The 13425-nt window shown below is 69.7% G+C and carries 13 protein-coding genes; 10 read left to right on the forward strand and 3 right to left on the reverse strand.

The features are described 5' to 3' along the window. Positions 1-33: 33 nt before the first annotated feature. From PCQ86_RS09645 to PCQ86_RS09670, 6 genes are all read left to right on the forward strand, one after another. Entirely contained in the window at positions 34-825 is a 792-nt protein-coding gene (locus PCQ86_RS09645) for an SDR family oxidoreductase (RefSeq protein WP_270175365.1), read from the forward strand. A 71-nt stretch (positions 826-896) separates the two neighbouring features. Beyond that, the gene (locus tag PCQ86_RS09650; protein ID WP_270175366.1) at positions 897-1304 is read left to right on the forward strand and encodes a PaaI family thioesterase; all 408 of its coding nucleotides are present in this window, start codon (positions 897-899) and stop codon (positions 1302-1304) included. A gap of 87 nt (positions 1305-1391) precedes the next feature. Further along, complete coding sequence (locus PCQ86_RS09655; protein ID WP_088886546.1) at positions 1392-2408, forward strand: NADP-dependent oxidoreductase; 1017 nt, start codon at positions 1392-1394, stop codon at positions 2406-2408. Beyond that, complete coding sequence (locus PCQ86_RS09660; protein WP_270175367.1) at positions 2405-2869, forward strand: GNAT family N-acetyltransferase; 465 nt, start codon at positions 2405-2407, stop codon at positions 2867-2869. The genes PCQ86_RS09655 and PCQ86_RS09660 overlap by 4 nt, the downstream gene beginning before the upstream one ends. A 48-nt stretch (positions 2870-2917) precedes the next feature. Further along, on the forward strand, positions 2918-3844 hold the full coding sequence (locus PCQ86_RS09665) for a glutathione S-transferase family protein (RefSeq protein WP_270175368.1): 927 nt from the start codon (positions 2918-2920) through the stop codon (positions 3842-3844). Positions 3845-3878: 34 nt separating this feature from the next. Then, positions 3879-4784 (forward strand): SDR family oxidoreductase, encoded by a 906-nt coding sequence (locus PCQ86_RS09670; RefSeq protein ID WP_088886548.1) that lies wholly within the window; start codon positions 3879-3881, stop codon positions 4782-4784. A gap of 110 nt (positions 4785-4894) precedes the next feature. Here the strand turns inward: PCQ86_RS09670 and PCQ86_RS09675 are convergent, their stop codons facing one another. Next, positions 4895-5533 (reverse strand): Lcl C-terminal domain-containing protein, encoded by a 639-nt coding sequence (locus PCQ86_RS09675; RefSeq protein ID WP_270175369.1) that lies wholly within the window; start codon positions 5531-5533, stop codon positions 4895-4897. Between the two features lie 230 nt (positions 5534-5763). On the opposite strand from PCQ86_RS09675, the gene PCQ86_RS09680 reads away from it, so the two are divergent. Together PCQ86_RS09680 and PCQ86_RS09685 are read left to right on the forward strand one after the other, a co-directional pair. Continuing rightward, entirely contained in the window at positions 5764-7002 is a 1239-nt protein-coding gene (locus tag PCQ86_RS09680) for a multidrug effflux MFS transporter (RefSeq protein WP_270175370.1), read from the forward strand. Beyond that, on the forward strand, positions 6999-8405 hold the full coding sequence (locus PCQ86_RS09685; protein WP_270175371.1) for an MFS transporter: 1407 nt from the start codon (positions 6999-7001) through the stop codon (positions 8403-8405). Before PCQ86_RS09680 ends, PCQ86_RS09685 begins: the two co-directional genes overlap by 4 nt. Positions 8406-8559: 154 nt before the next feature. Here the strand turns inward: PCQ86_RS09685 and PCQ86_RS09690 are convergent, their stop codons facing one another. Beyond that, positions 8560-9645 (reverse strand): DUF72 domain-containing protein, encoded by a 1086-nt coding sequence (locus tag PCQ86_RS09690; RefSeq protein ID WP_270175372.1) that lies wholly within the window; start codon positions 9643-9645, stop codon positions 8560-8562. Between the two features lie 3 nt (positions 9646-9648). Then, the gene (locus tag PCQ86_RS09695) at positions 9649-10053 is read right to left on the reverse strand and encodes a hypothetical protein (protein WP_270175373.1); all 405 of its coding nucleotides are present in this window, start codon (positions 10051-10053) and stop codon (positions 9649-9651) included. Positions 10054-10129: 76 nt separating this feature from the next. On the opposite strand from PCQ86_RS09695, the gene PCQ86_RS09700 reads away from it, so the two are divergent. Next, positions 10130-12526 carry a Tex family protein gene (locus PCQ86_RS09700; RefSeq protein WP_270175374.1) on the forward strand — a complete coding sequence of 799 codons (2397 nt, stop codon included), beginning with the start codon at positions 10130-10132 and terminating at the stop codon, positions 12524-12526. Between the two features lie 72 nt (positions 12527-12598). Beyond that, positions 12599-13423, forward strand: a complete 825-nt coding sequence (locus PCQ86_RS09705) for an HDOD domain-containing protein (protein WP_011804978.1) — start codon at positions 12599-12601, stop codon at positions 13421-13423. The last annotated feature ends 2 nt before the right edge of the window (positions 13424-13425 follow it).

The raw sequence follows: 13425 nt of genomic DNA on the forward strand, positions 1-13425 counted from the left end.
CGGCGTACCACAGACTCTTGGGGAGACACCTTCATGGCCCGTACCGCGCAACAACTCTTCGACCTCTCGGGCAAGACTGCCCTCGTCACCGGCGGCTCGCGCGGCCTGGGGCTGCAGATGGCGCACGCGCTGGGCGAGGCGGGCGCGCGCATCATGCTCAGCTCGCGCAAGGCCGAAGACCTCGAGCAGGCCGCCTCCGAGTTGCAGGCCGCCGGCATCGACGCGCGCTGGGTCGCCGCCGACTGCGCGCGCGAGGAAGACATCCACCGCCTGGCCAGCGAGACGCTGCAGCGCATGGGCGACGTGGACATCCTGATCAACAACGCCGGCGCGAGCTGGGGCGCGCCGGCCGAGGACCACCCCGTGGCCGCATGGGACAAGGTCATGAACCTGAACGTGCGCGGCTACTTCCTGCTGTCGCAGGCGATCGGCAAGCACAGCATGATCCCGCGCAAGAGCGGCCGCATCATCAACGTGGCATCCATCGCGGGGCTGGCGGGCAACCCGATCGAGATGAAGACCATTGCCTACAACACCTCCAAGGGCGCGGTGATCAACTTCACGCGCGCGCTGGCCTGCGAGTGGGGCGTGCACGGCATCGGCGTGAACGCGATCTGCCCGGGTTTCTTCAAGACCAAGATGGCCACCGTGCTCATCGAGACGCTGGGCGAGGAAAAGATGGCCGCGCACGCGCCGCTGCGCCGCCTGGGCGACGACGAAGACCTCAAGGGCATCACGCTGCTGTACGCCAGCGAGGCGGGCAAGCACATCACCGGCCAGTGGCTGGCCGTGGACGGGGGCGTGAGCGCGGTCATCGGCGGCTGACGGCAAGGGCGAACCACCGCGCCAGGGGCACTATCCTTGCGGTCTTTTTTACCTTGAGCAAGGAGCTTCCCGTGCTGGATTTTGGTGCCGACATTCCCTTCGTCAAAGAGCTGGGCTTCACCCTGCATCACATGCAGAGCGGAACGTCCGAACTGCACTTTGAGGCGCGGCCCGAGCACATGAATTCCTACGCCGTCACCCATGGCGGCGCCACCATGACGCTGCTGGACGTGACCCTGGCCACGGCCGCGCGCAGCGATACGCCGGACATGGGCGTGGTCACCATCGAGATGAAGACCAGCTTCATGCACCCGGCGCGCGGCCCGCTGGTGGCCAAGGGGCGGCTGCTGCACCGCACGCGCTCGCTGGCCTTCGTCGAAGGGGCGGTGTACGACGCCGAAGGGCGCGTCTGCAGCCATGCCACGGGCACCTTCAAATACGTGCCCAAGGCCGTGCCCGGCGGCGTGTCCACCGACTGATTATTGAACGAAAAGTGGCTCTAGCGCTTGTGTATCAAGCGCTAGAAGCTATTGAAACAATAGCAAACCTTAACCTGGAGATTTCGCATGCCACGCAACCAACAGATCCTCCTCGACAACCGCCCCCAGGGTGAAGCCACGGTGGACAACTTCCGCTTGGTCACCACCGATACGCCTGCACTGCAGGACGGCCAGGTGCTGGTGCGCCACCATTACCTGAGCCTGGACCCCTACATGCGCGGGCGCATGAACGACAGCAAGAGCTACGCCGCCAGCCAGCCGCTGGGCGAGGTGATGATCGGCGGGACGGTGGGCGAGGTCGTCGAGAGCCGCCACCCGGCCTATGCCGTGGGCGACAAGGTGGTAGGCATGGGCGGCTGGCAGGAGTACAGCGTGGCCGACGGCAACACGCCCGGCATGCTGCGCAAGGTCGATACCACCCACGTGCCGCTGTCGGCCTACCTGGGGGCCGTGGGCATGCCCGGCGTGACCGCCTGGTACGGCCTGGTGAAGATCATCGCCCCGAAGGCGGGCGAGACCGTGGTCGTGAGCGCCGCCAGCGGCGCCGTGGGCAGTGCCTTCGGCGCGCTGGCCAAGGCGCGCGGCTGCCGCGTGGTGGGCATTGCCGGCGGCCCGGACAAATGCCGCTATGTGACTGAAGAGCTGGGCTTTGACGCCTGCATCGACCACCGTGCGAACGGCGATTTGAAGAGCATGGCCCGCGCGCTCAAGGAAGCCTGCCCGGACGGCATCGACGGCTACTTCGAGAACGTGGGCGGCTACATCCTGGACGCCGTGCTGCTGCGCGCCAACGCGTTCGCCCGCGTGGCCGTGTGCGGCATGATCGCCGGCTACGACGGCCAGCCGCTGCCGCTGCAGAACCCCGCGCTCATTCTCATCAACCGCATGAGGGTCGAGGGCTTCATCGTCAGCGAACACATGGAGGTGTGGCCCGAGGCGCTCAAGGAACTGGGAGGCCTGGCGGCCAGCGGCAAGCTGCGCCCGCGCGAGACCATCGCCCAGGGCCTGGCCGCGGCGCCCGAGGCGTTCCTGGGCCTGCTCAAGGGCAAGAACTTCGGCAAGCAACTGGTGAAGCTGGTTTGACGGTGCAGTGGAGCTGGGCACGGTTTGACGACCTGGGCGTGCACGCGCTGCACGATGCCTTGGCCCTGCGCTGCCGGGTGTTCATCCTGGAGCAGGGCCCCTACCAGGACCCGGACGGCGCGGACAAGCACGCCTGGCACCTGCTGGGCCGCGCGCAGCCGCAGGGGCCGCTGCTGGCCACGCTGCGCGTGGTGGACCCCTGCGTGAACTACGCCGAGCCCTCGATCGGCCGCGTGGTCTGCGCGCCCGAGGCGCGCGGCAGCGGCCTGGGCCGCGCGCTGGTGGCTGAAGGGCTGGCGCAGTGCCAGCGGGTATGGCCGGGGCGCCCGGTGCGCATCAGCGCGCAGGCGCACCTGCAGCGCTTGTATGGCAGCTTGGGGTTTGCTACGGTGTCCGATCCCTATCTGGAAGACGACATCCCGCATGTCGAGATGCTGTGGAGCCCGCCGCCACAGGCCTGAAAGGGCGCAAGGCAGGGGCCGTCTTTCGCACCGCACCGGAGAGCGCGCATGACCGAACTCATCCTGCACCACTATCCCGCCTCGCCGTTCGCACACAAGGTGCGCTGCGTGCTCGGCTTCAAGCAACTGGCGTGGAAGTCGGTGATCGTGCCCAGCGTCATGCCCAAACCCGACGTGGTGGCGCTCACCGGCGGCTACCGGCGCACGCCCTTCCTGCAGATCGGGGCTGACATCTATTGCGACACGGCGCTGATCTGCGATGTGCTGGAGCATCTGCAGCCCGAGCCCGTGCTGTACCCGCCGCACCTCAAAGGCGTCTCGCGCGTGTTCGCGCAGTGGGCGGACATGGTGCTGTTCGGGGCTGCCATGGCCTACTGCCTGCAGCCGCGCGGGGCACAGGCGCTGTTCGCCGGCCTGCCCGATGGTACGGCCGAGGCTTTTCGCAACGACCGCCGCGCCATGGGCACGGCGCGCACCCACCCGGCGGACGCCACGGCGGCCTACCGCTCGTACCTGCGGCGCATCGCCAACATGGTGGAAGAGCACGACTTTCTCTTCGGCGCCGAGCCCTGCGTGGCCGACTTTGCCGCCTACCACCCGCTGTGGTTCACGCGCGAATGTGTGCCGGTGATGGCCGACATTCTCTCGGCCACGCCGGCGGTGCTGGAGTGGATGGATCGCATGGCCGCGCAGGGCCAGGGCCGCGCGGAGAAGTTCAGCGCCCAGGACGCCGTCACCGTTGCCGCAGGCGCGCTACCCCAGCCGCTGCCCGCCGAGGCCTTCCAGGACGAGCATGGCATCCCCCTGGGCAGCCGCGTGACGATCACCGCCGAGAGCTTTGGGCCCGAGCCCACCGAAGGCACGCTGATCGCCGCCACGCGCACGCGCTACACGCTGGCGCGCACCGACCCGCGCGCGGGCGACGTGCATGTGCACTTCCCACGCGTGGGCTATGTGCTGCGCCGCGCCGCATGAGATTTCCATTCATAGACCGCAGGAGACACACCGCATGATCGACAACTTCGCCGGCAAGACTGCCGTGCTCACGGGGGCGGGCTCGGGCTTTGGCCTGGAGTGCGCCCGCATCGGCGCGCGCCTGGGCATGAACCTGGTCCTGGTGGACGTGCAGCAGGACGCGCTGGAGCGCGCCGCCGTGGAGCTGGCCGCCGCTGGCGCCCCCGTGCTGGCGCGCCGGGTGGACGTGTCCAGCGCCGCGCAGATGGAGCAGCTGGCGCAGGACGTGGTGCAGCACTTCGGCGCGCCGCACCTGGTGTTCAACAACGCGGGCGTGGGATCGGGCGGGCTGGTGTGGGAGAACTCGGCCCGCGACTGGGAATGGGTGCTGGGCGTGAACCTCATGGGCGTGGTGCACGGCGTGCGCCTGTTCACCCCGCTGATGCTGCAGGCGGCCAAGGACGACCCCGCCTGGCGCGGGCACATCGTCAACACCGCCAGCATGGCCGGCTTACTGGCCCCGCCCAACATGGGCATCTACAACGTCAGCAAGCACGCCGTGGTGGCACTGAGCGAGACGCTGTACCAGGACCTGGCGCTGGTCACCGACCAGGTGGGCGCCAGCGTGCTGTGTCCGTATTTCGTGCCCACGGGCATCAGCCAGAGCGAGCGCAACCGCCCGCAGGTGCTGGCGGACGAGCGGCCCACCAAGAGCCAGCTCATCGGCCAGGCCATGATCGGCAAGGCCGTCACCAGCGGCAAGGTGACGGCCGCCGAGGTGGCGCAGAAGGTCTTCGACGCCGTGGCGGCGGGGCAGTTCTACATCTACAGCCACCCGCAGGCGCTGGGGGCCGTGCGCACGCGCATGGAAGACGTGGTGCAGGCACGCAACCCCACCGACCCGTTCGCGGACAAACCCGAGCTGGGGGCGCAACTGCGGGCGGCGTTGCGCGCGCAGTGACCGGTTTTTGAATTGAAATGGCTTCTGGCGCTTGCTGGATAAGTGCTAGCAGCTATTGAAAATGTAGCGTTTGCGCGTCCACCCAGGTGCAGGGTGCGCAGAGCGTCCGCTCAGGGCGCCGGGCGCACCAGCCGTATGGGCAGGCGCGTGCTGCGGCCCACGTCGCCGCGGGCCTCGCCGCTGGTCATGTCCACGGCCCAGCCCTGCTGCACCGACAGGCTGCTCTCGCCCGCGCCGCCGCGCGCCACATTGCCATAGGCGTAGGGGTTCACGCTGAGGGTGTTGACGCTGGCGGTGCCGGTCCAGTGCCATTCCAGCGGCGCATTGGGAAAGAGTTGGGGGTCGACCGAGGGCGGCTGCGCGTTGCGGTTGACCAGGCGGCGCAGCTCGGGCACGCGCGGCAGGCGCCAGCGCACGCCCTCGTCCTTCCAGCGCTGGCGCACCAGCGCCTGGGCCTCGCCGTAGGTGTAGCGCAGGGCCACGCCGGTGCAAGTGGTGCCTGTCCATTGCATGCCCTGCGCGCAGCGCGGCCAGGCCAGCCGCGCCTGCGTATCGATCACCAGCGCGCCGTCGGGCGACGGCACCAGCACCGGCTGGGCGGGCGCGACCGGAACGGGCGGGGCGTCGTCGGCCTCGTCCTCACGGTCCGCGGCGGCGAGGGCGGGCGCGGCCAGGAGCAGGGCGCCAGCGCACAGGGCCAGGGTGGCGGCCCAGCCGCGCACGGCGGGGGCGATCGGGGGCAGGGGCATGCGGTCTCCGGGCGAGGCAGTACAGGACGGCAGGGAACAGTGCGGCCGAGCCGCGCACGCGATTGTCGGGCGGCGGCAGGGCCAGGCAACCCGTGAACAGCGGGCAGGAAGGGCGGCTTTTGCGGCCATCGAACGCACGCGGGTGCCGGCCGCGGCGCTGCATGGGAGGCGATGTGGGCCTTCGCGCAGCGCGCCAGCACGATCCGGCCAGTGTGGCGACAATCGCCCGAATGCCCTTTTCCCCGTTCTTCCGCATGGCCCTGATCCTGGGCCTGCTCTCGGCCATCGGCCCATTTGCCATCGACATGTACCTGCCGGCGCTGCCGGCCATCGGCGCGGCGCTGCGGGCCGACGTGGGGGCGGTGCAGTGGAGCCTGACGGCCTTCTTCCTCGCGCTGGGCGTGGGCCAGTTGGTCTACGGCCCGGTGTCCGACATGGTCGGGCGCAGGCCGCCGCTGTTCTTCGGGCTGGGCCTGTTCACGCTGGCCAGCGTGGGCTGCGCGCTGGCGACCGACGTGCACACGCTCGTGCTGCTGCGCTTTGTGCAGGGGTTGGGCGCGGCGGCGGGCATGGTGATTCCGCGCGCGGTGGTGCGCGACCTGCACACGGGCACCGAGGCGGCCCGGCTCATGTCGCTGCTGATGCTGGTGTTTAGCGTGTCGCCCTTGTTGGCGCCATTGGTGGGCAGCGGCGTGATCGCGCTGGCCGGCTGGCGCGGCGTGTTCTGGGTGGTGGCGGTGGCGGCGCTGGCCGGGCTGGTGTTGGTCCAGCGGGCGCTGCACGAGACACGGCCCGCCGGCCAGCGGGTGCGCAGCTCCGTGGGCAGCGCGGCTGCGGCGTACACGACGCTGCTGCGCGACTGGCACTACCTGGGGCTGGTGGGCATCGGCGGCTGCTCCATGGCGGGTTTCTTCGTTTACCTGGCGGGCTCGCCTTTCGTGCTGATCAACCACTACGGGTTGTCGCCCGTGCAGTACAGCGTGGCGTTTTCGGTCAACGCGGCGGCCTTCTTCGCCAGCGCGCAGTTCACGGCGCGGCTGGGGCGGCGCTACGGCATGGCGCCGGTGGTGAAGGCGGCCGCCAGCGGCGCGGGCGCGGTCATGCTGGCCCTGCTGGCGCATTACCTGCTGGGCGGCGACCGGCTGGCCGTGCTGCTGGTGCTGTACTTCGTCGCCAGCGCGCTGATGGGGCTGGTGATCCCCACCACCTCCGTGCTGGCGCTGGAGGAGCACGGCACCATTGCGGGGACGGCGTCCGCCCTCATGGGCACGCTGCAGATGCTGATCGGCACCCTCGCCATGGCGGCGGTGGGCCTGTTCGCCAGTGACGCGCCCCTGCCCATGGTGGTGGGCATGGCCACGGGGGCGCTGACGGGGGTGGCGCTGACCTGGATCACGCTGGGGCCGGCGGGCGCGCAGCGCATCGCGCACGGCGCCGCGAAAGACATCGCCCCGGAGCGCCGGCCATGAGCGGCTTACCCGTGGGTGCGCCGCCCCTGGCCGACGGCCTGCCGCAGCCCGCACGCCGCCAGGCGATGCTGGTCATCGTTCTCGGGCTCACGCTGGCGGTGCTCGACAGCAGCATCGTCAACCTGGCGCTGCCCGACATCGCACGCCAGTTGCAGTCGGGCGCGGCGCAGAGCGTGTGGGTGGTCAACGCCTACCAGCTCGCCACGCTGGTCGTGCTGCTGCCGCTGGCCGCGCTGGGCGAGCGCGTGGGCTACCGGCGCGTGTATCTGGTGGGCATGGCGCTGTTCGCGCTGGCGTCGGTGGGCGCCATGCTGGCGGCCAGCATGCCCGCCTTGATTGCCGCGCGGGCGTTGCAGGGCCTGGGCGCCGCGGGCGTGATGGCCGTGAACGCGGCGCTGGTGCGCCTGATCTACCCGCGCGCACAGCTGGGCCACGGCATGGCCATCAATTCGCTGGTGGTGGCCACCGCGTCTATGGCGGGGCCGTCGGTGGCGGCGGCCATCCTGTCGGTGGCGTCGTGGCCCTGGCTGTTTGCCATGAACCTGCCCTTGGGCGTGGGAGTCTGGTGGCTGGGGCGGCGCGCGCTGCCGGCCAATCCTCCATCCGCCAACCATGCGCCGCGCTTTTCCGCCATCGACGTGCTACTCAACGGCGCCATGTTCACGCTGCTGTTCCTGGGCGGGGAGCAACTGGGCGTGCGCAGCGCGGCGCAGGGCGGCAGCGCGGCCACGGGTGCGATCCTGCTGGCCGTGGGTGTGGCCGTGGGGGCGGTGTTCCTGTGGCGCCAGCGCGGCCTGGCGGCGCCGCTGTTTCCGGTGGACCTGCTGCGCATTCCGGTGTTCGCCCTGTCGATGGGCTCGTCCGTGGGGGCGTTCTGCGCGCAGATGCTGGGCTTTCTGTCGCTGCCCTTCCTGCTGTTGGAGGCGCAGGGCCGCACCCACCTGGAGGCCGGACTGCTCATCACGGCCTGGCCCCTGGCCACCGCCGTGGTGGCGCCGCTGGCGGGCCGGTTGATTGGCCGCTACCCGGACGGCCTGCTCGGCGGCATTGGCATGGCGGTGTTTGCTGCCGGCCTGGTCTCGCTGGGCCTGATGCCCGCGCAGCCCGCGGACTGGAACGTGGCCTGGCGCATGGCGCTGTGCGGTGCCGGCTTTGCGCTGTTCCAGTCGCCCAACAATCACACCATCGTCACCTCGGCCCCGCTGCACCGCAGCGGCGCGGCCAGCGGCATGCTGGGCACCGCGCGCCTGACGGGCCAGACACTGGGCGCCGTGTCGCTCGCGGCCATCTTCGCCCTGCGGCCGGGGCACGATGGAAGCGCGGAGTCGCTGGCACTGCTGGTGGCGGGGGCGTGCGCGGTGGTTGCGGGGGTGTGCAGCTCGCTGCGGGTGAGGCAGCGGTAAGAGGGCACGCGCCGTGGCGCTTGTGCGCCCCATGTGGGCGGTGTTCTTGGCCTCCTTTTGGCGCAAGAAGAACGTCGTGCGGGCGCGGCAGTCCGTGATCGTCAGATCGTCAGATCGTCAAAAAAGATAGCTGCCAGCGCTTGCCAGTCAAGCGCTAGAGCTGTTTTTGATCATAAAGAACCACCTGTTCCGCCAGCCGCTGCACTGTCAGCGGCGCACAGCCTTCCGCGTGGTTGCTGATGGTCACGAAGGCGTTTTGGTCCCGTCCGCAGATGCCCGCCACCGTGCGCGCCAGCAGCGCCAGGTTGTCCGGATCGGGGTCGTGAATGCGGTCGTAGGGCGCGTAGCCCTTTTCAGCGGCTTCATACCCCTGCGGGCCGTGCACGGGGTTCAGGTTCCACCGGCAGACCAGTGGGCCGGGCCAGAGCCGGCGCAGCAGCGGTAGTTGCTCGGCCAGGGGCGGCAGGCGCGCGTGCAGGCCCAGGCAGTAGGTGGCGCCGCTGCTGCGCAGTACGTCGGCGAAGTGGGGCAGGTGTGCGGGCGCCAGCCATTCGGGGTCGCGCACCTCGACGGCCAGCACGGCGTCGGGCGCCGCGGGGAATAGCGCCGGTTGGGCCTGCAAGAGCGTGCGCAGTCGCTCCAACACCTCGGGCAGGCGGTCCAGCAGGTTCCAGGGCAGCGGGCTTAGCTGGAACACCAGCGCGCCGGTGCGCTGGCCCAGCCCCTCCAGTGCGGGCGCCACGAACTCCTGGGCGGCCAACTGCGCGTCCAGGAAGGCCGGGTTGGGCTCGCGTCCACGGCCGTCCTCACTGCGCACCAGCGCGTCGGTGACCAGGCTGGGCGCCTTGACCACGAAGCGGAAGTCCGCCGGCACCTGGGCCGCGTAGCGCGCATAGTCGCTGGCCGTGAGCGGGCGGTAGAAGCTCCGGTCGATGCTCACGGTGCGCATCAGCGGATGCTGGGCCAGCACGGGCAGGCCTTTGCGGGCCAGCAGCTGTTCGGAATGCACACCCTTCCACACCAGGCCCTGCCAGCCAGGGTAGCTCCAGGAGGAGGTGCCCAGCCGCAGCGTGGACGGCAGCCGGTTGGCGAGTGCGTGCAGGTCATCGTCCCAGGCGGCGGGATGCACACCGGTGCGGCGGGTGGGCGACTTTTCCCGTGGGCGGGCGGGGGTGTCTTCCGGTGGTCGTGGCGGTGCTGAGGGCGATGGCGGCGCACCGCCAAACAGATCGTCCTGCATGGATCACACGCCTTCGAACAGGCCGCCCGCGTTGAGCAGGGCGTAGACGATCTCGGGGTGCCGCTCCATGCTTTTCTTGATGGCCGCAGGGATGGCCTGGCGCGTCTTGCGGCACAGGCCCGGCTGCTCCTGGACCAGCACGGTGATGCCACGCAGGCTGCGCACCTCGTTGGGGCTGGTGCCGATGGTCAGGCGCACGCCGAGCTGCTCGAACAGGCGCTGCTCCATGTGGCGCAGGTCGGCCAGGCTGGTGAGGCTCTCCAGGCGCTGCACGAGGCGATTTTCCTCCTCGCGCGTGAGGCGCAGGATGCGCACATCACCGCCGGGCGTGCGCATCAGCGCGTCGCGCTCGCACACGCAGGCGCCGGGCGGGCATTCGGTGCGGAGGGGAAAGGGCGGGGTGGACATCGGCAGTTGCAATTTTAGGGAGCAAGCCCTGTGGCAAACTCGCGCGCTTCGTGTTTTGACCCGTCTCAGAAGGCACATGCAGCAGATCGTTCGGCAGTTGGCCGCAGAAATCAAAGTCACCGAATCCCAGGTCCGCGCAGCGGTGGAGCTGCTCGATGGCGGGGCCACCGTGCCCTTCATCGCGCGCTACCGCAAGGAGGTGACCGGCGGCCTGGACGATGTGCAACTGCGCGAGCTCGAAGCGCGCCTGGCCTACCTGCGCGAACTGGAAGACCGCCGCGTGGCCGTGCTGAAAAGCATCGACGAGCAGGGCAAGCTGACCGACGCATTGCGCGCTGCCATTGCTGCTGCTCCAACGAAGCAGGAGTTGGAAGACATCTACCTGCCGTTCAAGCAAAAGCGCCGCACCAAGGGCCAGATTGCCAAGGAGTTCGGCATCGAGCCGCTGGCCGACAAGCTGCTGGCCGATCCCACGCTGGACCCGCACGCCGAGGCCCAGGCCTTCTGCCAGCCCGCCACCACGCTTGACGACGGCAAGCCGGGGCCCGATTTTTCGACCACCTTCGCCGTGCTCGACGGCGTGCGCGACATCCTGTCCGAGCGCTGGGCTGAGGACGCCGTGCTGGTGCAGTCGCTGCGCGAATGGCTGTGGGCCGAGGGGCTCTTGCGCAGCAAGAAGGTGGAGGGCAAGAACGAGAACGACCCCGAGGTCGCCAAGTTCCGCGACTACTTCGACTACGACGAACCGATTGGCCGCGTGCCCTCGCACCGCGCGCTGGCGGTGTTCCGCGGCCGCGCGCTGGAGATTCTGGAGGCCAAGCTGGTGCTGCCTGAGCCGCAGGTGAATTCCACGTTCAAGCCCGAGCCGGGCCAGCCCAGCCTCGCCGAGGGCAAGATCGCCCTGCACCTGGGCTGGAGCCACCAGGGCCGCAAGAGCGACGACCTGCTGCGCAAGTGCGTGGCCTGGACCTGGCGCGTGAAGCTCAGCCTGTCCACCGAGCGCGACCTGTTCTCGCGCCTGCGCGAAGAGGCCGAGAAAGTGGCCATCAAGGTGTTTGCCGACAACCTGCGCGACCTGCTGCTGGCCGCGCCCGCCGGCCCGCGCGCCGTGATGGGGCTGGACCCGGGCATCCGCACCGGCGTGAAGGTGGCTGTGGTGGACCGCACCGGCAAGCTGGTGGAGACCGCCACCGTCTACCCGCACGAGCCGCGCCGCGACTGGGACGGCAGCCTGGCCACGCTGGGCCGCCTGTGCATGAAGCACGGCGTGCAGCTCATCGCCATCGGCAACGGCACCGCCAGCCGCGAAACCGACAAGCTGGCGGCCGAGCTGATCAAATTAATGCAAAAACAGGCCGTAGACCAGGCGGGGCAAGCGCTGCCAGCTATTGAAAAGATAGTGGTGAGCGAGGCCGGCGCCTCGGTGTATTCCGCCAGCGAGTACGCCAGCCAGGAAATGCCCGACGTGGACGTGAGCCTGCGCGGCGCCGCCAGCATTGCGCGCCGCCTGCAGGATCCGCTGGCCGAGCTGGTGAAGATCGAGCCTAAGAGCATTGGCGTGGGCCAGTACCAGCACGACGTGAACCAGAGCGAGCTGGCGCGCACGCTGGACGCCGTGGTCGAGGACTGCGTGAACTCCGTGGGCGTGGACCTGAACACCGCCAGCGCGCCGCTGCTGGCGCGCGTGTCGGGCCTGTCGGGCAGCGTGGCCAAGGCCGTGGTGCGCTGGCGCGAGCAGCACGGCGCCTTCAGGAACCGCAAGCAGCTCATGGAAGTCAGCGGCCTGGGCGCCAAGACCTTTGAGCAGGCGGCGGGCTTCTTGCGCATCCGCGATGGCGACAACCCGCTGGACATGACCGGCGTGCACCCCGAGACCTACCCCGTGGTCGAGCAGATCATGGAAAAGACCGGCAAGCCGGTGGCCGAGCTCATGGGTCGCGCCGAGATGCTCAAGACGCTCAAGCCCGAGCTGTTCGCCAACGAGAAGTTCGGCGTGATCACCGTACGCGACATCCTGGGCGAGCTGGAAAAACCCGGCCGCGATCCGCGCCCCGACTTCAAGGTGGCGCGCTTCAACGAGGGTGTGGAAGACATTGCCGATCTGCGCGAGGGCATGGTGCTGGAGGGCACGGTGAGCAACGTGGCCCAGTTCGGCGCCTTCATCGACCTGGGCGTGCACCAGGATGGGCTGGTGCACGTGAGCCAGCTCAGCCACAAGTTCGTTCAGGATGCGCGCGAGGTGGTCAAGACCGGCGACATCGTCAAAGTGAAGGTGCTGGAGGTGGATGCGGCGCGCAAGCGCATCAGCCTCAGCATGAAGCTGGACGCCGCACCCGCGCGCCGCGACGGCCCGCGCGACAACCGCTTCGAAGGCGCGGGCCGCGGCTACGCCCCGCCGCGCCGCGCGGCCGAGCCGGCGCAGCCCTCGGCCATGGCCTCGGCCTTCGCCAAGCTGCAGCAGGGCAAGCGCTGAAGCGCTGCCCGTAAACAACCGTAAGAGTTGCATGGATAATGGCCCGACCTTCCTGTCTGGGCAATCCGATCCATGGAGTTGAACGCACTGCTGGCGCAGCCCATCACGCTGCCCAGCCTGCCACGCGCGGTGGCGCTGCTGATGAACGAGTTGAGCGCGGTCGAGCCCAACCTGCGGCGCCTGAACCAGCTCTTCGGCACCGACCCTGCACTGGCCGCACGCCTGCTGGAAGAGGCGAACACGCCCCCATTCGCCGCGCAGCGCCAGATCGGCGGTATTCCAGAAGCGCTGGCGCTCCTGGGTGTGTCCCAACTGCGCGCGCTGGTGGCGTCCGCGCCGCTGGGGACCACGTCGCGCTCGGTGCCGGGGATGAACCTGCAGCACTTCTGGCGCTACAGCCTGCACACGGCCAAAGTGGCACGCGCGCTCGCCGGGCTGGTGCACCACAACCAGATCGCTGCCTACACGGCCGGCCTGCTGCACGGGGTGGGCGAGCTGGCCATGCACCTGGCCGACGCGGGCCGCATGCAGACCCTCAACAGCCTGGTGGGCCCGCTGGACCTGCGCCGCGCCCGGCTGGAGCAGCACCTGTGCGGCTACTGCTACGCCCATGTGAGCGCGGGGCTGGCCTGGCGCTGGCAGTTGCCCGAGACCGTGGTGGACGCGCTGCGCCACCACCATGCGCCGTTCGACAACGATGTGTACGAGCCGCTGGCGGGCGTGCTGCACCTGGCCGCGTGGCGCGCTCGCGCGCGCGAGGCAGGGCTGGATGCGCGCGAGCTGGCGGGGTCTTTCCCCGGCGAAGTCGGCATCGCGCTGGGGTTGGACATCGACATGGTGCTGCAGCAGGACCCGATTGACTGGAAGGTCCGCCCCGACGCGGGCGATTACGTGTGAGC

This window comes from Diaphorobacter sp. ED-3 (assembly GCF_027625375.1).
Classification (GTDB): Bacteria; Pseudomonadota; Gammaproteobacteria; order Burkholderiales; family Burkholderiaceae_C; genus Diaphorobacter; species Diaphorobacter nitroreducens.